This window comes from Streptomyces sp. NBC_00659, assembly GCF_036226925.1.
Classification (GTDB): domain Bacteria; phylum Actinomycetota; class Actinomycetes; order Streptomycetales; family Streptomycetaceae; genus Streptomyces.
This window is the reverse complement of sequence record NZ_CP109031.1, coordinates 1979520-1998183: the sequence shown is the minus strand read 5'-3', so window position 1 is coordinate 1998183 and position 18664 is coordinate 1979520. Positions and strand designations below refer to the sequence as shown.

General features: G+C 71.7%; 17 protein-coding genes. 10 read left to right on the top strand and 7 right to left on the bottom strand.

Features of this window, described 5'->3' with window-relative positions; translation table 11 throughout:
* The first annotated feature begins 40 nt into the window (after nucleotides 1-40).
* The 5 genes from OG410_RS08510 to OG410_RS08490 all read left to right on the top strand — a co-directional run bounded on the left by OG410_RS08510 (nucleotide 41) and on the right by OG410_RS08490 (nucleotide 5816).
* A complete protein-coding gene (locus tag OG410_RS08510) occupies nucleotides 41-1582 on the top strand; it encodes an amino acid permease (protein WP_443063728.1) in 1542 nt (513 codons plus the stop codon).
* A 200-nt stretch (nucleotides 1583-1782) separates the two neighbouring features.
* The gene (locus OG410_RS08505) at nucleotides 1783-3135 is read left to right on the top strand and encodes a peptidase C39 family protein (RefSeq protein WP_329298559.1); all 1353 of its coding nucleotides are present in this window, start codon (nucleotides 1783-1785) and stop codon (nucleotides 3133-3135) included.
* A gap of 318 nt (nucleotides 3136-3453) precedes the next feature.
* On the top strand, nucleotides 3454-3600 hold the full coding sequence (locus OG410_RS08500) for an SCO1431 family membrane protein (RefSeq protein ID WP_326788976.1): 147 nt from the start codon (nucleotides 3454-3456) through the stop codon (nucleotides 3598-3600).
* 135 nt (nucleotides 3601-3735) lie between these two features.
* Nucleotides 3736-4395 carry a TetR/AcrR family transcriptional regulator gene (locus OG410_RS08495; protein ID WP_329298558.1) on the top strand — a complete coding sequence of 220 codons (660 nt, stop codon included), beginning with the start codon at nucleotides 3736-3738 and terminating at the stop codon, nucleotides 4393-4395.
* Nucleotides 4396-4643: 248 nt separating this feature from the next.
* Entirely contained in the window at nucleotides 4644-5816 is a 1173-nt protein-coding gene (locus OG410_RS08490; RefSeq protein ID WP_329298557.1) for an acyl-CoA dehydrogenase family protein, read from the top strand.
* On the opposite strand, the gene OG410_RS42555 is transcribed toward OG410_RS08490, so the two are convergent.
* Nucleotides 5779-6180 (bottom strand): hypothetical protein, encoded by a 402-nt coding sequence (locus tag OG410_RS42555; protein ID WP_443063727.1) that lies wholly within the window; start codon nucleotides 6178-6180, stop codon nucleotides 5779-5781. The two genes, OG410_RS08490 and OG410_RS42555, sit on opposite strands and share 38 nt — an antisense overlap.
* A gap of 353 nt (nucleotides 6181-6533) precedes the next feature.
* On the bottom strand, nucleotides 6534-6968 hold the full coding sequence (locus tag OG410_RS08480; RefSeq protein ID WP_329298556.1) for a hypothetical protein: 435 nt from the start codon (nucleotides 6966-6968) through the stop codon (nucleotides 6534-6536).
* A gap of 270 nt (nucleotides 6969-7238) precedes the next feature.
* On the opposite strand from OG410_RS08480, the gene OG410_RS08475 reads away from it, so the two are divergent.
* The 4 genes from OG410_RS08475 to fxsA all read left to right on the top strand — a co-directional run bounded on the left by OG410_RS08475 (nucleotide 7239) and on the right by fxsA (nucleotide 11529).
* The gene (locus OG410_RS08475) at nucleotides 7239-7679 is read left to right on the top strand and encodes an Lrp/AsnC family transcriptional regulator (RefSeq protein WP_037621061.1); all 441 of its coding nucleotides are present in this window, start codon (nucleotides 7239-7241) and stop codon (nucleotides 7677-7679) included.
* 126 nt (nucleotides 7680-7805) lie between these two features.
* Nucleotides 7806-9422: an amidohydrolase gene (locus tag OG410_RS08470; RefSeq protein WP_329298555.1), complete on the top strand. Its 1617-nt coding sequence runs from the start codon at nucleotides 7806-7808 to the stop codon at nucleotides 9420-9422.
* A gap of 539 nt (nucleotides 9423-9961) precedes the next feature.
* A complete protein-coding gene (locus tag OG410_RS08465) occupies nucleotides 9962-10756 on the top strand; it encodes a polyprenol monophosphomannose synthase (protein WP_329298554.1) in 795 nt (264 codons plus the stop codon).
* Between the two features lie 203 nt (nucleotides 10757-10959).
* The gene (fxsA, locus tag OG410_RS08460; protein ID WP_329298553.1) at nucleotides 10960-11529 is read left to right on the top strand and encodes an FxsA family membrane protein; all 570 of its coding nucleotides are present in this window, start codon (nucleotides 10960-10962) and stop codon (nucleotides 11527-11529) included.
* A gap of 221 nt (nucleotides 11530-11750) precedes the next feature.
* Here fxsA and OG410_RS08455 read toward each other — a convergent pair whose 3' ends face one another.
* The 4 genes from OG410_RS08455 to yczE form a co-directional block, all read right to left on the bottom strand.
* Entirely contained in the window at nucleotides 11751-12125 is a 375-nt protein-coding gene (locus OG410_RS08455; protein WP_081223278.1) for an RNA polymerase-binding protein RbpA, read from the bottom strand.
* A 256-nt stretch (nucleotides 12126-12381) separates the two neighbouring features.
* Nucleotides 12382-13731, bottom strand: a complete 1350-nt coding sequence (locus OG410_RS08450) for an MFS transporter (RefSeq protein ID WP_329298552.1) — start codon at nucleotides 13729-13731, stop codon at nucleotides 12382-12384.
* A gap of 41 nt (nucleotides 13732-13772) precedes the next feature.
* Nucleotides 13773-14540 carry a glycerophosphodiester phosphodiesterase gene (locus OG410_RS08445; protein WP_328454671.1) on the bottom strand — a complete coding sequence of 256 codons (768 nt, stop codon included), beginning with the start codon at nucleotides 14538-14540 and terminating at the stop codon, nucleotides 13773-13775.
* Complete coding sequence (yczE, locus tag OG410_RS08440; RefSeq protein WP_443063726.1) at nucleotides 14537-15223, bottom strand: membrane protein YczE; 687 nt, start codon at nucleotides 15221-15223, stop codon at nucleotides 14537-14539. The genes OG410_RS08445 and yczE overlap by 4 nt, the downstream gene beginning before the upstream one ends.
* A 98-nt stretch (nucleotides 15224-15321) precedes the next feature.
* On the opposite strand from yczE, the gene OG410_RS08435 reads away from it, so the two are divergent.
* A complete protein-coding gene (locus tag OG410_RS08435) occupies nucleotides 15322-16821 on the top strand; it encodes an SCO1417 family MocR-like transcription factor (protein ID WP_329298550.1) in 1500 nt (499 codons plus the stop codon).
* A 245-nt stretch (nucleotides 16822-17066) separates the two neighbouring features.
* On the opposite strand, the gene OG410_RS08430 is transcribed toward OG410_RS08435, so the two are convergent.
* Nucleotides 17067-18644, bottom strand: a complete 1578-nt coding sequence (locus tag OG410_RS08430) for a hypothetical protein (protein WP_329298549.1) — start codon at nucleotides 18642-18644, stop codon at nucleotides 17067-17069.
* Nucleotides 18645-18664: the final 20 nt, after the last annotated feature.

The following is an 18664-nucleotide window of genomic DNA, read 5'->3' as shown; positions in this document are numbered from 1 at the left end:
TCCCCGACGTCCTCATCGACCCCCGAGAGAAAGGTCAGTTGTGTCGGAACGAATATCGGCCCCAAGTCGGAGAACCGACGTCGGAAATGATTCCGCCGCCTTCGACGACGATGCCACGCTTCACGCGATGGGATATCCGAGAAAGCTCACCCGTCGATTCCAGGCATTCGACAACTTCGCGATATCCTTCACGATCATCAACATCATTTCGGGTATTTTCTCGTCCTTCGGTTTCGGATTGAATGCAGGCGGCCCTCGCGTTCTCGTGTTCGGCTGGATCGGCGTATCCGTGATGGTGCTCTTCATCGGTGCCGCGATGGCGGAAGTCGCCTCCGCCTATCCGACGAGCGGGGCGCTCTATTTCTCCGCCGGCAAGCTCGCCAAGCGGCACAAGGGCGCCTGGTCCTGGTACACGGGGTGGCTGAATTTCGTGGGTCAGGTGGGAGGCACGGCCGCCACCGGATACGCGGCCGCCACCTTCATCCAGGCGTTCGTCGCCCTGCAGTGGCACTCGTACGAGCCGACCGCCCAGCAGACGGTCCTGATCACCGCGGTGATCATCGTGCTCCAGGGTTTGGCCAATACCTACACCGTCCAGCTCGTCGCCGTGCTCAACCGGATCTCCGTGTGGTGGCTGCTCGTCGGACTCGTCGTGATCGTGAGCACACTCATCGTGATGCCCGACGACCACCAGTCGGCCTCGTTCGTCACGCATTTCGCGAACAACACCGGTTTCACGAACGGGATTTACGGAGGGATGCTCGGTCTGCTGGTCACCAGCTGGACCTTCACGGGCTTCGACGGCAGCTTCCACATGTCCGAGGAAACGGTGCGGGCCACGGTCAACGCGCCAAAGGGGATCACCCGTTCGATCGCCTATTCGGCGATCACCGGGCTCATCCTGATGCTTGCCCTTGTGTACAGCATTCATGATTATGACCGGGTCGCCGGATCGTCGGCGCCGCCCGTGCAGATCCTCATCGATGGACTTGGCATGGGCATGGCTAAGGTCATCCTGCTCGTGGTGATCGGCTCCATGCTGTTCTGCGGGCTGGCCAACCTGACCAGCAACACCCGGCAGATCTTCGCCTTCTCCCGGGACGGCGCGATGCCGGGCTCCCGCTGGTGGCACTCCGTCTCGCCGCGCACCCGTACACCCGTCAAGGCCGTATGGCTGGCGGTCGCCTGCTCGCTGGTCCTCGTCCTGCCCGGATGGTGGTCGCACACCGCGTTCACGGCCATCGTCAGCGTCAACGTCGTCGGACTCTTCCTCGCCTACGCCGTTCCGGTCTTCCTGCGGCTGCGGCTCGGCGACGAGTTCCAGCCCGGCCCCTGGAACCTGGGCCGCTGGAGCAAGCCCGTCGGCTGGGTGGCCGTGACCTGGATCCTCGCCAGCAGCGTGCTCTTCATGCTGCCCCAGGTCTCACCGATCACCGGGGACAACTTCAACTACGCCTCGATCGCCCTGGCCGTGGTGCTGATCGTCGCGACGGTGTGGTGGTTCGCCACGGCGCGCCGCCGCTTCCAGGGCCCCGTCAGCTACGGCCGCCCCGACGAGGTCGCAGCCATGGACCTCGTCTGACCGCCCGCCCCTCGGCCCGGCACCCGCCGGGCCGAGGGGCCGTGGACCGAGGCGCCCCAGGTCATGCCAGTGGTCCCGACCAATATTGGTGGGCGTGGCACGGGCCGAAGTGCTGGCAGAAGTCACCCTCCGGCGTCCATAGTTGGCGCACGACAGAGCATTGGGCCCGCCCGTTCCGGACACCTGGGGGTTCTCCACCCATGAGCAGAGCCGAACAGCCGTCCCGCAGAATCGTCCTGGCCGCCGCGGTGGCCGCGGCGACGGTGGGGGCCGTGGGCCCGCCGGCCGCCGCCGCTCCGGCCCGCCGGACCGGAGCGCCCGGCCGTCTTGTCGACAACCGCGCCTGGACCTCGTACAGCGACTGGCGCGCGGGCAGCGTGCACGGCGCGCGGGCCGTGCCGGGCGTCCGCCCCGGGCTGGTGATCGCAGCCCCGGCCGGCACGACGGACTACACCGACCCGCACACCGGCAGGACCGCCACCTGGGAGTACGCGACCTGGACCTCGCCGGTCCACCGTCTCGCCGTCCCCTCGACGGAGGTCATCTCCTCCTGGAACGCGCACACCCCGGCCGGCACCTGGCTCCAGGTCGAGCTGACCGGCACCTACTCCGACGGCACGGACACGCCCTGGTACGTGATGGGCCGCTGGGCCTCCGGTGACCAGGACATCAGGCGCACCTCCGTGGACGACCAGACCGACGGCCGCAGCACGATCTGGACGGACACCTTCTCCATCGACGACGCCGCCTCCGGCCTGCGCCTCGTCTCGTACCGGCTGCGCCTGACCCTCTACCGCACCCCGGGTACCAGGATCACGCCCACCGTGTGGCGGCTGGGCGCGATGGGCTCCGACATCCCGGACCGCTTCACCGTCCCCGCCTCGGCCCCGGGCCTGGCCCGGGAACTGAACGTTCCGCGCTACTCGCAGGAGATCCACGCCGGTCAGTACCCCGAGTACGACAACGGCGGCGAGGCCTGGTGCAGCCCCACCTCCTCGCAGATGATCATCGAGTACTGGGGGCGCAGGCCGACCGCGGAGCAGCTCGCCTGGGTCGACCCGTCGTACACCGACCCACAGGTGTGCCTCGCGGCCCGCTCCACCTACGACTACCAGTACGCCGGCTGCGGCAACTGGCCCTTCAACGCCGCCTACGCGGCCACGTACAAGGACCTCCAGGGCGTGGTGACCCGGCTCGGGTCGCTCGCCGACCTGGAGACGCTGATCGCCGCCGGCATCCCGGCCATAACGTCCCAGTCGTTCCTCAAGACCGAGCTGACGGGCGCGGGTTACGGCACCTCGGGCCACCTCATGACGGTCATAGGGTTCACCGCGGACGGCGACGTGATCGCCAACGACCCGGCGTCGCCCGGCGACGACGCGGTGCGCAGGATCTACAAGCGCTCCGAGTGGGAGAACATCTGGCTGCGGACCAAGCGCTACAACGCCTCCGGGAAGGTCGTCTCCGGTACCGGCGGGGTCTGCTACCTGTACTTCCCGGCGCATCCCTCGCCGCGTCAGCGCAAGGCGCTCGCGGCGGTGGGCATCCGCTGATGTGAGGCGCGGCCCCGCCGGGCGGGTCCGGGCTCGCCCGGACACCCGTCCATGGGCCGGTCCTGAGTCGTTCCGAAGCCCGCCGTGGGCCGGCCGGAGCCTGGCCGACGGCGGGCTTCCGGCCGTCCTGGGCGCCGTGTGACGAGACGCACACGCGGGCCCGCCGGGTGGAATCCGGCGGGATCGGGAGCCGCCGGGCCGGCGGAGGTGACCTGGGTCTCTACCGGTGACGGCGGCTCCGGTGGCAAGGTGGTCGGGTCGGTGGGGAGCCGACGGGAGGCGGGGGACGTCACCGCACCACTACGTCAGCGAGATGCCATGACCGCGAGTTCCGCCACCGCCCCTCGTCTCCGTACCCGTACCGGAGGCCCCGAGGACAACGGCCCGAAGATCCTCGAACACGTCCTGGGCTGGATCTTCGTGGTGGTGGTGGCGATGCTGGTGACACGGCTCGGTCTGCTCTGAGGCGGCGCCGGCGCCAGGGGCCCACGGCGCGCTGCCCCGCATGACGGCCAGGGCGGCGATCGCCCCCGGATGACGGTCGGCACGGTTCTGCCATACTGCGGATGTTCCGTCGGCAGTTGGAGACCAGGGCCGGAATTGAATAATAGTCAACAGCGCGAGATCGGCCGCCCCCGAGCGCGGGGAACCGACCGCTCACTGGCGCGCCGCGCCGAACTCATCGCCATCGGGCGGAAGTTGTTCGCCGACACGTCGTACGACGCCCTGTCGATGGACGACATCGCACGGCAGGCTCATGTCGCCAAGGGGCTGATCTACTACTACTTCAAGTCCAAGCGCGGCTATTACCTCGCCATCGTCGAGGACTCGGTCGCGGATCTGGTCTCCCGGGCCGCCGACGGTCGGGATCTTCCTCCGGTGGAGCGGGTCCAGCGCACGATCGACGGCTATCTCCTCTATGCCGAGCACAATCAGGCCGCGTACCGCACGATCATCGCGGGCGGAGTGGGCTTCGACACCGAGGTGCAGGCGATCCGCGACGGGGTGCGCGAGGCGATCGTCGCGACGATCGCGGAGGGGGCGTACGGCAGGGGCAGGGTCGGACCGCTGCCGCGCATAGCCCTGCTCGGCTGGCTGCACAGCGTGGAGGGAGCCACCCTCGACTGGATCGGCCATCCGGTGCTGCCGCGCGACACCATGCGCGAACTGCTGGTGAAGATGCTGGGGGGCGCGATGCGCGCCGTCGAAGAACTCGATCCCACGTACGTGGCCCCGCCCGACGCCCGGCGGGACGACTGACGGAACGGTATGAGGACTAGACCACCCTGTCAATGGTTCGGACCAATCGGCAGGCCTCCTCGGCGACTGGCCGGCATCCGGAGCGGATGAGCGGATGGTCCTCCTTTCGGGCGTACTCCCGGCGCCACGGCCGCCGTTCGCCGGGTTCCGCGACCGGGACCGGGAGCATCGGCGGGGCCGGGTGAGACCCGGCGCCGTCGCTCCTGGAGGAGCGCCGGCGATGTGCCCGACCAGGGAGGAGCGCCGCCGTGCCCGATCCCGCCCCGCGGCCGGTGGACCGTCAGCTGCCCACGGACGAGGCCCGGGACCTGATCGCGCTCGTCCGTGACATGGCGCGCCGCGAGATCGCCCCGGACGCGGCCGAGGAGGAGGACGCCGGGCGCTTTCCGCGCGAGCTCTTCGGGCTGCTCTCGGAGTCCGGACTGCTCGGACTGCCCTACGACGTCGCCCACGGCGGCGGCGGCCAGCCGTACGAGGTCTACCTCCAGGTTCTCGAGGAACTCGCCATGGCCCGCCTCACCGTGGGCCTCGGCGTCAGCGTCCACACCCTGGCCTGCCACGCGCTGGCGAACCACGGGACCGAGGCGCAGCGGGCCGCGCACCTGCCCGCGATGCTCGGCGGTGGTCTGCTCGGCGCGTACTGCCTCTCCGGGCCGTCCTCGGGTTCCGACGCCGCCGCGCTGCGGACGAAGGCGGTGCGGCAGGGGGACGACTGGGTCGTCACCGGCACCAAGGCGTGGACCACCCACGGCGGGGTGGCCGACTTCTACACGGTGTTCGCGCGAACCGGCGGCGAGGGCGCGCGGGGCATCACGGCCTTCCTGGTGCCCGGCGACGCCGAGGGGCTGAGTGCTTCGCCGCCCGAGCGGAAGATGGGCCTGAAGGGTTCGCCGACCGCCCAGGTCCACTTCGACGGGGTGCGGGTCGCCGACGGCCGCCGCCTCGGCGACGAGGGCCGGGGTTTCGCGATCGCCCTGTCGGCACTCGACTCCGGGCGGCTCGGCATCGCGGCCTGCGCGACAGGTCTGGCCCAGGCCGCGCTGGACGAGGCGGTCGCGTACGCCACCGTCCGACGCCAGTTCGGGAGGCGGATCGCGGACTTCCAGGGGCTCCGCTTCCTGCTCGCGGACATGGCCACCCGGGTCGAGGCCGGCCGCGCGCTCTGTCTGTCCGCCGCCCGGCTGCGCGACGCGGGCCGGCCCTTCTCCCGGCAGGCGGCCATGGCGAAACTGCTGTGCACGGACGGGGCGATGAAGGTCACCACGGACGCCGTCCAGGTCCTGGGCGGGTACGGGTACACCGCCGACTTCCCGGCCGAGCGGTACCTGCGCGAGGCGAAGGCGCTTCAGATCGTCGAGGGCACCAACCAGATCCAGCGCATGGTCATCGCACGGCACCTCGTGGGTCCCGGGACGGGCTGAGGTCGCCGCGCGGCTCCGCGCTCATGCCGAACTCGTTCCGCGGATCCCGGGACGCGTCGAGCCGGCCGTCGCCGCGCGGGTCCCGGCCCGGGGTGAAGCGCTCCTCCCCCCGCGGTTCCGTGAGCGCGCCGAACTGCCCGTACGCGTACATCACCGACGGCGCCGACAGGCGCACCCACTCGGGGTCGTGGTGCCCCGGCAGTGTGCGGCCGCGATCGGCCCAGGCGCGCATCAGGGCGCGGTAGATGGGCGGATCCTGAGCGGGCGGGGGTGGCGGTGGCGGCGGTACCCAGTGAACCGATTCCGCCGGAGCCGGGACGAGGATCCGGCGGCGGCGCCCGGTGGCGGAAGGTGTGGGGCTCATGCCGGGGCAACGTGCGGGCAGGCGGACAGGTCACCCGCACGTGGAATCGGGTGTGTGTTCGCGACGGGACCCCTGCGAGGGCCCCGCGGAGGTGCGCTGCGTCGGCCCCTGGCAGGCATCCGACACAGGCATCTGACGAACCGTCAATTCCGCTGCCGGGGGGCCGCGTCCTTGCGGGCGACGTGCGGCAGGCGATCGGCATGCCGCACGTCGCCTGCCGCCAGGGGCACTTCGGCGAGGCGAGCGTCCCCCGGACCCGGACGCACTGGTCCTGCACCACGGCAGCCTGCGGGCCATGGTGCAGGGCAGCTTCTGGGACGAAGCGGGCTACACCCGCCGAACGTGCCGAGCGGTCAGGCCGCGCGCCGCATCTCGGAGGCCCGCCTGGGGACCGAGCCCGGACCGCCCACGTGGGAGAACGGCTGCGTACGCCAGTTCAGGCCCTGAGGGAGCGTCAACAGGAGGGCGGTGTCCTGCTGCTGGGGTTCCGCGGAGTCGTCCGCGGACCGCGCCTCGGCGGCCGCACGGCCCGTGCCCGAACAGACGGTGAGCCCGAACGGGTTCCACGGGGAGGCGCACAGGGCGTGCTCCGGCAGGACCTCCTCGTCCGCGAGCAGCGCGATGGGCTGCGCGCAGTCCGGGCAGATCACCCGGTACATCTCGAACGTGTCGTACGCGTCGAACTCGTCACCGTCCAGGTCGTCGGATTCGACGCCCTCCGGCTCGGGTTCGAGAACGGCCTGCTGCCGCTTGGGTGCGGTACGACCAGGGCGCTTAAGACTCTGCATGGGATTCTCCCCCTCGGGTGGGCCGACAAGGCGCTGCGACCTCGACCACAGCAAGCACTTCCCGTCCGGTCTCCGAGGTAATCACGTGAACATCGCCGACGCGGTTGCATTCATGTGTCGTTCGTCACATGCCGTCCGCAGATGCCCGGCGCCCCGCGGGACTTGGCGGCCGGATGACGTGCGAGCGACGCCCGTCCACATCACAAAGCGGGTATGACCTGCGCCGCTGAGGTATCCGGGGGGATCGGCGGCCCTGTAGGTTCTTGCGCCATGGAGGAGCTGGACCGACAGATCGTGCAGCTGCTCGTCGCAGACGGGCGGATGAGTTACACCGACCTGGGCAAGGCCACGGGCCTGTCCACGTCCGCCGTGCATCAGCGGGTGCGCCGTCTCGAACAGCGCGGCGTCATCCGGGGCTATGCCGCGGTCGTGGACCCGGAGGCCGTCGGGCTGCCCCTGACCGCCTTCATCTCGGTGAAGCCGTTCGACCCCAGCGCCCCCGACGACATCGCCGAACGCCTCGCGGGCGTCCCGGAGATCGAGGCCTGCCACAGTGTCGCGGGCGACGAGAACTACATCCTCAAGGTGCGTGTCTCGACCCCGCACGAACTCGAGGAACTCCTCGGGCGGCTGCGGGCACTCGCCGGTGTGTCGACGCGTACCACCGTCGTCCTGTCGACGCCGTACGAATCCCGCCCACCCCGCATCTGAGGGACAGCCGGGACCCGGGCGCGCGATCACGCGGATCCCTCCGGACGGACGGGCGCACCCGCCCGCCACGCCGTGCCGACCCCACCCGGGCGACGACCGGCCGCCCGCAGGCGCGAGACTGTTCCCATGAGTGAGAGCACCGCCCCGTCGGACACCGTGCTGCTGCGCGGTGGAGAAGTCCACAGCCCCGCCGACCCCTTCGCCACCGCCATGGTCGTGGAACGGGGGCAAGTCGCCTGGGTCGGTTCGGAAGGCGCGGCCGACGCCTTCGCCGACGGTGTCGACGAGGTCGTCGACCTCGAAGGCGCCCTGGTGACCCCGGCGTTCACCGACGCGCATGTGCACACCACCGCCACCGGACTGGCCCTCACCGGCCTCGACCTGTCCGACGCGCCGTCCCTGGACGCGGCGCTCGCCCTCGTCCGTGATTTCGCTGCCGCCCGTCCGGCCGACCGCGTGCTGCTCGGCCACGGCTGGGACGCGGCCCGCTGGCCCGGCGGACGTCCCCCGGCCCGCACCGAACTCGACGCCGCGACCGGCGGACGTCCGCTGTACCTCTCCCGTATCGACGTGCACTCCGCCGTCGCCACCACCGCCCTCCTGGACCTGGTCCCCGGCGTCACGGCGCTCGCCGGGTACGTGCCCGACGGCCCCCTGACCCGTGACGCCCACCACGCCGTGCGCGCGGCGGCGCTCGGCGCGATCGGCGGCGCGCAGCGCACCGAGGCCCAGCGCGCCGCGCTCGCCCACGCCGCCTCGCTCGGCATCGGCTCCGTGCACGAGTGCGCGGGCCCCGAGATCTCCTCCGAGGACGACTTCACCGGACTGCTGCGGCTCGCCGCCGAGGAACCGGGACCGAGGGTCGTCGGCTACTGGGCCGACCGCGATGTCGAGAAGGCGCGGGCTCTCGGCGCACTCGGAGCGGCCGGCGACCTGTTCGTCGACGGCTCCCTCGGCTCGCACACCGCCTGCCTGCACGAGCCGTACCTCGACGCGGACCACACGGGCGTCGTCCACCTCGACGCGGACGCCGTCGCCGCGCATGTCGTCGCCTGCACCGAGGCGGGCCTCCAGGCGGGCTTCCACGCGATCGGGGACGCCGCGGTGGCCTCGGTGACCGAGGGCGTCCGCGCCGCCGCCGAGAAGGTCGGCCTGGCCCGTGTGCGCGCCGCCCGGCACCGCGTCGAGCACGCCGAGATGCTCACCCCGGAGACCGTCGCGGGCTTCGCCGAACTCGGCCTCACCGCCTCCGTGCAGCCCGCCTTCGACGCGCTGTGGGGCGGCGAGGACGGCATGTACGCCCAGCGCCTGGGCGCCGAGCGGGCCCGCACCCTCAACCCGTTCGCGGCCCTGCTGCGCGCCGGGGTGCCGCTGGCCTTCGGGTCCGACAGCCCCGTGACGCCGCTCGACCCGTGGGGCACCGTGCGGGCGGCGGCCTTCCACCGCACGCCCGAGCATCGGGTGTCCGTGCGGGCCGCTTTCACGGCCCACACGCGGGGCGGCTGGCGGGCCGTCGGACGCGACGACGCGGGGGTCCTGGTGCCCGGCGCGCCCGCGGACTACGCCGTGTGGCGCACCGGCCATCTCGTGGTGCAGGCCCCCGACGACCGGGTCGCGCGCTGGTCCACCGACCCTCGCTCGGGCACACCGGGACTCCCGGATCTGACCCCCGGCGGCGACCTGCCCGTCTGCCTGCGCACCGTGGTCGGCGGACGGACGGTATTCGTACGGCCCAACGAGTGATGTCCCCGGGTGCGCAGTGCTCCTCCAGGGCCCGGCATCCCGTCGTTCGACCTGCGCATCCTCGGCGCTGACCTGGGGTTTGTCGGAAAAGGCGCAGATCAAGCCAGTGTTGACAGCCTGCCGAGGGAGGCGGGTAGGTTCGGCCGGGTCCACCACCGGACGGCCGACCGGGGAACTCCGCACGGCCTCGCGGCGCCGCTGGGTCAGGGGTGGTGCGCCGCACCGGCGCACCGCCACTGGGAAGCCAGGCCCAGCGTCGGCGCCGCGAGGCGAGGGAACGTTCCGACACGTCGGCAGGTGCGACCCGGGTGGGGCCCGGACGTTCAGTAGACAACGGCTTTCGGTCGACCCGCAGCCAGCGGGTCCCAGGTCGGCCCGAAGGGCGCCGGGCCCCGATCCGAAGGAGCGATTTCCGCTCCGGCGCGTCCGCTCTTACCCGCCTCTTGGCGAATCGACACCCCTGTAGCGCCGCCGCGACGCAATGGCGCAGGCTGGGCGCACTATGGTGGAGCCCTGCGTACGGATACGAAGGGGCAGCAGTGAACGACGGCGACGGGACCCTCGCGGCGGAAGCCCAGGGGAGGCGGTTCGGTCCGCTCGGCACGGCCTTGGTGATCATTCCGACCTATAACGAGGCGGAGAACATCAAGAAGATCGTCGGCCGGGTGCGATCCGCCGTGCCCGAGGCGCACGTTCTGGTGGCGGACGACAACAGCCCCGACGGCACGGGCAAGCTCGCCGACGAGCTGGCCGCCGACGACGAGAACGTCCAGGTCCTCCACCGCAAGGGCAAGGAAGGGCTCGGTGCCGCCTACCTCGCGGGATTCCGCTGGGGTCTGGAGCACGGCTACGGCGTACTCATCGAGATGGACGCCGACGGATCGCACCAGCCGGAGGAACTTCCCCGCCTGCTGACTGCGCTCAAGGGCGCCGACCTCGTCCTCGGCTCGCGCTGGGTGCCCGGCGGCCGCGTGGTGAACTGGCCCAAGTCCCGCGAGTTCATCTCGCGCGGCGGCAGCCTGTACTCCCGTGTCCTGCTCGACGTGCCGATCCGGGACGTGACCGGAGGCTACCGGGCCTTCCGCCGCGAGACCCTCGAAGGCCTCGGCCTCGGTGAGGTCGCCTCCCAGGGCTACTGCTTCCAGGTCGATCTGGCCCGCCGCGCGGTGAAGGCGGGCTACCACGTGGTCGAGGTCCCGATCACCTTCGTCGAGCGTGAACTGGGCGACTCCAAGATGAGCCGCGACATCCTCGTGGAGGCGCTGTGGCGCGTCACCACCTGGGGTGTGAGCGAGCGGGTCGGCCGGATCGCCGCCCGCCGCAAGCAGCCCTGACACAGTCCGGGCACCGCGCGGGGGCTCACCGGTCCGTCCAGGCGACACGACGGGCCCGTGAGCCGCGCCGAGGGGCGCGGCGAGCGGCGGCCGGCCACGGTCAGGGGGCGTGAGCGGTGCCACCGGGGCGGGCGCAGGCGTCCGCCGACGCGGTTGAGCGTCCGCTTATCCCGAACTGAGGCATGCCCAGGCACACTGGGAGCATGACGACAGGCGTTCCGACCCCCACCCCCTCCCGCCCGCGGCGCTCGCGGCTGCGCACGTTCCTGCCGCTCGGTGTCGCGGTGTGGCTGGTGCTGGAGATCTGGCTGCTGACGCTCGTCGCGCGCGCCACGAGCGGCTTCACGGTGTTCCTGCTGCTGGCCGCCGGGTTCGTCCTCGGCTCCGTGGTCATCAAGCGGGCCGGCCGCCGGGCCTTCCGCAATCTCAGCCAGACGCTGCAACAGGCACAGGGCGGTGTCACGCCGACGGGCGGCGACAGCGGCAGGGGCAACGGCCTGACGATGCTCGGCGGCCTGCTCCTGATGATCCCGGGTCTGATCTCCGACGCGATCGGCCTGCTGCTGCTGGTCCCCCCGGTCCAGAAGGGCGTCAGCCGCTACGGACAGCGCGCTTTCGAGCGCAGGATGCGGCTGGCCGCCCCCGGTTCCGTCGGCGACGCCTTCCAGCAGGCTCGTATGCATCGCCCCGACGGCAAGGTGGTCCAGGGCGAGGTCATCAGGGACGAGGCCCCGCGCGAGCCCGGCGGCACCTACCCGCCGCTGAACCGCTAGCAGCCCCTCCGGCAGCCCCCTGCCGTACCGCCGCCGGTGCCCCGGCGGCGTTACGGCAAACGGCGTCCCTGACGCCCCTGAACCCACTTCCGGCTTCCGGTGGATTCGGGGGCGCCGTTTCCCGTGCCGAAGGCGGAACGCACGAGACCGCGAGCCCCGTACCTGAAGTACGGTGCTCGCGGTCTCGGCGTGCGGTGTATGCCGCTCGACCCTCGAAGGGGTCAGGCGGACTTGCGGCTGTCCCGCGGATGCACCGCGATGTTCATCGCGCCGGAGCGAAGAACGGCCAGACGCTCCTCGAGGACCTCTTCGAGCTCCTCGCGAGTGCGCCGTTCCATCAGCATGTCCCAGTGCGTGCGCGCGGGCTTCGCCTTCTTTTCCTCAGGGCCGTCGCCGTCGACGAGAAGTGCCTGGGCCCCGCAGACCTTGCACTCCCACTCCGCCGGAATTTCGGCCTCCACCGAGAAGGGCATCTCAAAACGATGCCCCTTCTCGCATGCGTACTCCACGGCCTGGCGCGGGGCCAGGTCGATGCCGCGGTCCGTCTCATAGCTGGTCACTACGAGGCGTGTGCCGCGAAGAGCTCGCTCACTCATGAATCGTGCCTCCCGGGCTTGTCGCCCACAGGACAGGTGTCGCTGTCGTCGTCATCCGGTCAACGTCCGGTCGGCGGTAAAGATTCCCGTTGATGGGTCATGCGTCGCCGTCGTAGCCGCCCCTTGTTGTACCCACCGTCGCCCGGTTTGTCACATCTGGCATCAGATGTCACCCAACGCTTCAGTATCATTGACGCGCAGTAACGGTACGGCAGGCAGGCCAAACGCGTACACTACCGCTCTTTGGCCCCCGGCGCTAAATCCTCTCGGGTACGGGATTGCCCGCGTCCCGCACGGCCCGGCGCACCGGTACCCGCGCGAGCAGGACGAAGCCGATGACGAAGAAGACCACGAGCGAGATGATCGCGTCCCGATAACTTCCCGTCAGCTGGTAGGTCAGTCCGAACAGCAGCGGGCCGAGCCAGCTCATCCCGCGGTCGCTCATCTCGTACGCGGAGAAGTACTCGGCCTCCTTGCCGCTCGGCACGAGGTGCGAGAACAGGGAGCGCGACAGCGCCTGGCTGCCGCCCAGGACCAGTCCGATGCCCGAGGCGAGGACGAAGAACCACACGGGCGCGCCGGCGGGCAGGAAGTACCCGGCGGCGAGGGTGAGCGTCCAGGCGACGAGTGAGCCGAGGATGGTGCGTTTGGCGCCGTACGTGCGGGCCAGCCGGCCCATGCCCAGTGCGCCCCCGACCGCGAGCACCTGGACCAGGAGTACGGCGGTGATCAGCGTCGACTGGCTGAGGCCCAGCTCCTCGGAGCCGTAGACCGAGGCCTGCGAGATGACGGTCTGGATGCCGTCGTTGTAGATGAGGTAGGCGAGCAGGAAGGAGAGCGTGAGGGGCTGGCGGCGCATGTCGCGCACCGTGGCGGCCAGCTGCCGCCATCCGTGTGCGGACGCCTGTCCGGCGGAGGGGGTACGGCGGTCGCGCAGCCGCTTCAGCGGGACGAGTGTGAAGGCGCCCCACCAGACACCCGCCGAGGCCAGGCAGATGCGTACGGCCGTCGACTCGGACACGCCGAAACTGTCATGGGCCGTGAAAAGGACCAGGTTCGCCACCAGGACCACGGCGCCCGCCGCGTACCCGAAGGCCCAGCCCCGGGAGGAGACGGCGTCGCGCTCCTCGGGCGGGGCGATCTGCGGGAGGTAGGAGTTGTACAGCACCATCGACACGGCCAGCGAGGCGTTCGCGACGATCAGCAGCAGTCCGCCCAGCAGATAGCGGTCGCCGTCCAGGAAGAACATGCCCGTGGTGGCTCCGGCGCCCAGGTAGGCCGCCGCCGCGAGCAGCGGCTTCTTGCGGCCCGTGCGGTCGGCGGCGGCACCGGCCATCGGCATCACGACGATCGACACGATCACCGAGGCGGAGACCGCGTACGCGAAGAAGGAGCCGGCGCGGACCGGTACCCCCAGCGGGTGGACGAACCCGTCCGCGTCCGCCGCGTGCTTGGCCACCGCCGTCAGATAGGGGCCGAGGAACACGGTGAGCACGCTCGTCGAGTAGACGGAGCAGGCCCAGTCGTAGAAGTACCAGCCGCGTTGTTCTCGCCGGCGCTCCGCGGCCTCCTCGGCCGCCCCCGCCCGCACGGTGTCCGTGCTCACCCGTGCCCTCGCTTCCCCGTGAACGGACCGCGCGAGGAGGCTCAGAACCAGGTGCCCCGGTCTTCCAGGACCTTGCGCAGTGTGTCGATGTGATCGGTCATGATGCCATCGACTCCCAGGTCCAGGAGCCGGTGCATGCGTTCCGATTCGTTCACGGTCCACACGTGCACCTGGAGCCCGCGCGCGTGGGCCGCCCGTACGAAGCGGCGGTCGACCACCGGCACGCCCGACTGTGTCTCGGGGACCTGCGCCGCGACCGCCGAGCGGCGCACCGCGGCGGGCACGCCCCACGAGCGCAGCCGCAGGTTGAGTACTCCCCGGGTGCCGAACGAGGTCGCCAGGCGCGGCCCGGCGAGATGCTGGGCACGGGTCACGCGGGCCTCGGAGAACGAACCGACACAGACGCGGTCCCAGGCGTCGGTGCGGTCGATCAGGTCGAGCAGGGGGACGAGCGCGGGTTCGGCCTTGACGTCGACGTTCCAGCGCGTCTCGGGAAACTCTTCGAGCAGGTCCTCGAAGAGGGGGACCGGTTCCTTGCCCGCCACGCGCGCCTGGCGCACGTCGTCCCAGGGGAGGTCCGCGATCCGGCCCGCGCCGTCGGTCACCCGGTCGAGGGTCGTGTCGTGGAAGGCGACCAGCCTGCCGTCCGCCGTGGCGTGCACGTCGGTCTCGATATAGCGGTATCCGGCGTTCACCGCCCGCCGGAACTGCGTGAGGGTGTTCTCCAGGCCGTCCGCAGATCCGCCGCGGTGGGCGAAGGGGATCGGGCCGGGGTGGTCGAGGTAGGGGTGAAGAGTGCGCGTGCTCACCCGGGCAGTATGGCGCGCTCGGGTTGACCTGGGGCGACAACGGCGCAGCGGAGCGGTGCCGGACGGGCGGCGAACACCTTCAGGAAGAGCTGGGCCAGGGGGCCGATGGCTACGGCGTAGAGCACCGTGCCGACTCCGACCGTCCCGCCGAGGGCGAAGCCCGTCGCCACGACGGCCACTTCGAGCACCGTGCGCACCAGACGGACCGATCGGCCCGTACGCCGGTGCAGTCCCGTCATCAGGCCGTCGCGGGGACCCGGACCGAAGCTGGCCGAGATGTACAGGCCCGTGGCCACGCCGTTCAGCGCAACGCCCGCCACCAGCAGCGGAATCCGCAGGGCCAGGGAGTGGACGTCCGGGATCAGCGCCAGGGTGCCGTCCATGGCCAGGCCGACCACGAAGACGTTGGAGACGGTGCCGAGGCCGGGCCGCTGGCGCAGCGGGATCCACAGGAGCAGCACCGCGGCCCCCACGATGATCGACACGACACCGATCGTCAGGCCGGTCAGCTCGGCGAGGCCCTGGTGCAGCACGCCCCACGGCTCGAGGCCGAGACCCGCTTCCACGAGGAGTGCCGCGCTCGCGCCGTACAGGGCGAGCCCGGCGTAGAGCTGGACGAGACGGCGGGGGAGCCGCCCGGACCCGGGAGTCTCGGCGGGTGCGGACTCGGAGCGTGTGGACAAGGGATGCCCCCGGTGGTGGTAGTGGCCTGGCGCATGACACTCTGTGGCTTGAGAAGTGGCTTCAACCATGGCCAATTCGGGGAAGGTGGACTGGAATCATGGCGCAGTGGACTTCGGCGGTGGGGGCCGCGCAGCTCGCCCGGCTCCTCAACTCCCAGCAGGAGCGCCCCGCGGGCCCGGGCACCCGTCGTCCGCCCGCGTACCGCGCGCTCGCCGACGGTGTCAGGCTGCTGGTGCTCGAAGGACGGGTACCGGTCGCCGCGCGGCTGCCCGCCGAGCGGGAACTGGCACTGGCCCTTTCCGTCAGCCGTACGACCGTCGCCGCGGCCTACGAGGCGCTGCGCGCGGAGGGCTTCCTCGAGTCGCGCCGCGGAGCCGGGAGCTGGACCGCGGTCCCCGCCGGGAATCCGCTGCCCGCGCGCGGTCTGGAACCCCTGCCCCCCGAGACCCTCGGTTCGATGATCGACCTCGGCTGCGCGGCGCTGCCCGCGCCGGAGCCGTGGCTGACCCGAGCCGTCCAGGGCGCCCTGGAGGAACTGCCCCCGTACGCGCACACGCACGGCGACTACCCCGCCGGCCTCCCCGCGCTGCGTGCCATGCTCGCCGAGCGGTACACGGCGCGCGGTATCCCCACCATGCCCGAACAGATCATGGTGACCACCGGGGCGATGGGCGCGATCGACGCGATCTGTCATCTCTTCGCGGGCCGCGGCGAACGCATCGCCGTCGAGTCCCCCTCCTATGCCAACATCCTCCAGCTGATGAGGGAGGCCGGTGCCCGGCTGGTGCCCGTCGCGATGGCCGAGGAGCTGGCCGGCTGGGACATGGACCGCTGGCGCCAGGTCCTGCGCGACGCCGCGCCCCGGCTCGCGTACGTGGTCGCCGACTTCCACAACCCCACCGGCGCGCTCGCCGGCGAGGACCAGCGACGCGGGCTCGTGGACGCGGCGCGCTCGGCCGGCACGGTCCTCGTCGTCGACGAGACGATGAGCGAACTGCACCTGGACGACGATCTGGAGATGCCGCGTCCCGTGTGCGGCTTCGATCCGGCGGGCTCGACCGTGATCACCGTGGGTTCGGCCAGCAAGGCCTTCTGGGCGGGCATGCGGATCGGCTGGGTGCGGGCCGCGCCCGACATCATCCGCAGCCTGGTCGCCGCCCGCGCCTACGCCGACCTCGGCACTCCCGTGCTGGAACAGCTCGCCGTGAACTGGCTGCTGAGCACGGGAGGCTGGGAGGAGGCCGTCGACATCCGGCGCGGCCAGGCCCGCGAGAACCGCGACGCTCTCGTCGCGGCCCTCCGAAGGGAGCTGCCCCGGTGGGAGTTCACCGTCCCGCGCGGCGGTCTCACCCTGTGGGTGCGTACGGGCGGTCTGTCCGGTTCGCGGCTGGCCGAGGTCGGCGAGCGCGTGGGCGTGCGGGTGCCCTCGGGGCCCCGATTCGGCGTGGACGGCGCCTTCGAGGGATATGTGCGGCTGCCGTTCACGGTGGGCGGCGCGGTCGCGGACGAGGCGGCGACGCGGCTGGCGGCGGCGGCCCGGCTGGTGGAGACCGGCGCGAGCGGAGGGGACGAGGGGCCCCGGACGTTCGTGGCGTAGCCGTACGGGCGGCCGGGGAGCGGAACCCGGGGAGCGGAACCCGGGGAGCGGAACCCGGGGAGCGGAGTCAGGAGTCGAGTTCGGGAGGTCGAGTTCCGGGCGCCGAGTCCGGGGCGGCATCCGGGTGCGCGGACGCCGGGGACGTTCGGGTGAGGAACAGATGCCGACGGGGCCGGAGACCCGCCTGGGTTTCCGGCCCCGCCTGCACGCCCGCACGCGTGGACCTCGGAGTCGGTGCCTGACTCCTACCCCTCGGCCACCGCGACCCCGGCGACCCCGGTGACCTCGGAGGGCACTTTTTCCGCGTCCGCCGGTGTCGTGCGCTCCGGCAGCAGGGCGAGCACGGCCCGCCGCTGCGCCTCGCTCGTGGCATCGTCGTACGGGTCCGGTGTGGCGGGGACCTGGAGGCGCAGGACGGGGCCGGTGCCCAGGCGCGCGTAGCCGCGGCCGGGGGGCACGTCCCGGGTCGGGGTGGTGTGCGGGGGCGCGCCCAGGACCGCTTCCAGCTGAGCGGCCGAGGCGGTGCCGAGCACCACACGCGCGCGGGTGTGCCGGCGTACCGCGTCGCTGAGGAAATCGAGGTTCTCGAAGTGCTCGGCGACCACGACCGTGACGTTCGCGGCGCGGCCGTGCCGCAGCGGGACCTGGAGCAGCGACTGCGGGTCCTTGCGCCCGTCGGCGGCGGCCAGATGGCCGAGCGCGCTCGGTCGGTCCAGCAGGATCCACAGCGGGTTCCTGGTGTTGTCGGGGGCGGGATGTCCCGCCTGGCGGGCGCGGTTCGCGGCGATCAGCCGCCGCTCGGTCTCGTGCGCCGCCCACTCCAGGCTGGCGAGTGCCCCGCCCGTCGAGCACTCGACGGCCAGGACGCCCTCCCGCCCGGTCAGGCACGCGTACTCGCCGGTGCCTCCGCCGTCGACGACGACGACATCGCCGTACTGGAGGGACTGCAGGGCGATGGAGCGCAGGAGGGTGGTCGTTCCGGTGCCCGGTTCGCCCGTGATCAGCAGGTGCGGCTCGGTGGAGCGGGGGCCCGTGCGCCAGACGACCGGCGGAACGTCGCGCTGCTCCTCGCCGTGGGTGAGGGGGAGCGTGCGCTGGACATCGGCCGGATCGGTGAATCCGAGGACCGTCTCGCCGGGGGCGGTGACGAAGCGCTGGGCGGCGATGTCGGTGGGCAGGGGCGCGAGGACCGTGACGGTGAGTTCGTTGCCCTCCTCGTCCCAGTCGAAGTGGTACTCACGGCCGCGGCCCGACTTGGCGTGCAGGAGCTGTTCGATACGCGCGCGGGAGTCCGGCTCGCCGTCCGTGAAGTACGCCGGGTAGTGGAGGTGCAGACGGGAGATCCGTCCGTCGCCGTCGAAGTCGTACGAGGCGAAGGCCTTCTCCCAGTCGCCGCCGTGGGCGTACAGGGGAGCGGGGTCGTCGGCCGTGGAGAAGTACGGGACGAGTGCCTCGTAGAGCGACTGGAGGCGTCCGGCCTGCGCCTCGTCCGGGCCGGTCGCGGGCGGTGGGGTGCGCTCGCGACCGGCCCAGGCCGCCGCCGCCATCAAAGTGATGACGGCGAGCAGAGGTCCGTACGGCACCAGGGCCACGATCAGGACCACCGAGGCCACCAGGAACAGCAGCGGCCCGCGACGGTCCTTGGGTGTGGCGGCCCACTTGCGCCGTCCGGCGGCTGCCAGCCGGCGCAGTCCACGGGTCACCGTGATCAGCGGATGGAGGACATCGGTGGCGCTGTCGGCTGCCGTCCGGGCCAGCTCCCGGCTCTTGGCGATCTGTGCGGTGCCGTTGCTGAGGATGCGGGGGAGAGGGCGCCGAGCCACTGCTGTCTCCTGGAGGTGCG

Coding starts and splice junctions, on each gene's coding strand:
- OG410_RS08505 (WP_329298559.1), top strand. CDS start 1,783: ATGAGCAGAGCCGAACAGCCGTCCCGCAGAATCGTCCTGGCCGCCGCG.
- OG410_RS42555 (WP_443063727.1), bottom strand. CDS start 6,180: ATGAGCCCCACACCTTCCGCCACCGGGCGCCGCCGCCGGATCCTCGTC.
- OG410_RS08435 (WP_329298550.1), top strand. CDS start 15,322: ATGGCGCAGTGGACTTCGGCGGTGGGGGCCGCGCAGCTCGCCCGGCTC.
- OG410_RS08500 (WP_326788976.1), top strand. CDS start 3,454: ATGACCGCGAGTTCCGCCACCGCCCCTCGTCTCCGTACCCGTACCGGA.
- OG410_RS08470 (WP_329298555.1), top strand. CDS start 7,806: ATGAGTGAGAGCACCGCCCCGTCGGACACCGTGCTGCTGCGCGGTGGA.
- fxsA (WP_329298553.1), top strand. CDS start 10,960: ATGACGACAGGCGTTCCGACCCCCACCCCCTCCCGCCCGCGGCGCTCG.
- OG410_RS08455 (WP_081223278.1), bottom strand. CDS start 12,125: ATGAGTGAGCGAGCTCTTCGCGGCACACGCCTCGTAGTGACCAGCTAT.
- OG410_RS08480 (WP_329298556.1), bottom strand. CDS start 6,968: ATGCAGAGTCTTAAGCGCCCTGGTCGTACCGCACCCAAGCGGCAGCAG.
- OG410_RS08475 (WP_037621061.1), top strand. CDS start 7,239: ATGGAGGAGCTGGACCGACAGATCGTGCAGCTGCTCGTCGCAGACGGG.